1 pseudogene is annotated in these 632 nt (G+C 21.5%); it reads left to right on the forward strand.

From position 1 onward, the window contains the following. A pseudogene (locus tag HZY83_RS00125) lies at nt 1-230 on the forward strand (hypothetical protein); the annotation flags it as partial. Nucleotides 231-632 lie beyond the last annotated feature (402 nt).

The following is a 632-nucleotide window of genomic DNA, read 5'->3' on the forward strand; positions in this document are numbered from 1 at the left end:
TAACAGAAAACCAAGTTGCTGGATATGAAACAATAATCAATGGTTATAAAATAACAAACAAATATATTCCAGAAATACCTGAAGTTCCAGAAGATAAAAATAAAGAGAAAGATACTCCTAAAAAAGGAAAACTTTCAAAAACAGGAATAAATACTGATGCTGATTTATTTGGAATATTAGCTTTGTTGTCATCGTTATTGGTTGCCTTAAAACTAAAAAAACGTAATTAATATAAAAACTTGATATGCAAATATAGCGTATCAAGTTTTTCAAACTGTTGACACATGCAATTTGTCAGCAGACTTTTTATTCAGGTTGTATAATATTCATCATATAGTAAAAATCTCTATGCTTAATTGCAGAACATTTATTATTTTATAAAAAATTATCTTATTAAATGATATCACTAAATAGTGCAGAATTAATGCTGTACTATTTTTTTGTGAAAATAATATAGTTTATAATATTTTTAATTAAATAATTTATAGATTAATCTTTTGATGTAGTTAAGATTATTTTATATTGTATTTTTAAATAGTTAAAAATATGTTTAATTTATTATTTTTTAACGAATTATTTCAGAGTAAATTGTTATTATTAGTATTGCATATTATGAAAAAATTTTTCTAGAT

It is taken from the genome of Gemella sp. GH3 (assembly GCF_013415425.1).
Taxonomy (GTDB): domain Bacteria; phylum Bacillota; class Bacilli; order Staphylococcales; family Gemellaceae; genus Gemelliphila.